Below are 589 nucleotides of genomic sequence, written 5' to 3' on the forward strand. Positions count from 1 at the left end.
GAGACGGTCAGTTCGCGCTCGCTCGTCTCGTACTTGCTCACATAGCCCTTGTATGCCTTGAGGCGGCTCTCCAGTTGCGCCTGGGTGAGACCTGCCTTTTCGCGAGCATACTTCAGCAGCATGCAAAGGCGTTCTTGCCGGTTGATCTCTAGAGATTTCATAGGGCCGCCTGCATTGGGACGATTGTTGGGTCCGGCCACTCTGACGACCTCAATTTCCTGCAAATGCTTCGATCATCTTCGAGACGCGTGCGATCTGATCTTCGTTCATAGTCGCGAGCCTGCCGTTGATCTTGCTCAGCAAGCGCCCTCGCTGGCCTTCCGGGACGACCTCGGCTCCGAAGCCAAACAGCAAGAGCGGCGACAGCTCCAGGGCCGCGGCAATCTTCTCCGCGGTTTCGAACGAAGGAGCGGAAACACCGCGTTCTATCTTGCTGATCGTCTCCAACGAAACCGTGACGCGCTCGGCCAGTGCATCCTGGGTCAGGCCCTTGGCACGCCGATGGTTACGGAGGTTCGTTCCGAAAACTTGCTTGAGCTGCACGAGAGGTCTCCCCAGTGGGGGGAAGATCGGATGCTCAATGTCAAAA

The 589-nt window shown here is 58.1% G+C and carries 2 protein-coding genes; both read right to left on the minus strand.

Annotation, left to right across the window (positions count from 1 at the left end; genetic code table 11):
* On the minus strand, positions 1-161 hold a 161-nt coding region (locus AC1DT3_RS23635), incomplete at its 3' end, for a helix-turn-helix domain-containing protein (protein WP_477467580.1).
* Positions 162-210: 49 nt separating this feature from the next.
* Positions 211-589, minus strand: a 379-nt coding sequence (locus tag AC1DT3_RS23640; RefSeq protein ID WP_477467579.1) for a helix-turn-helix domain-containing protein, incomplete at its 5' end; no start/stop codon positions are given.

This window comes from Microvirga sp. P4_G7 (genome assembly GCF_056401005.1).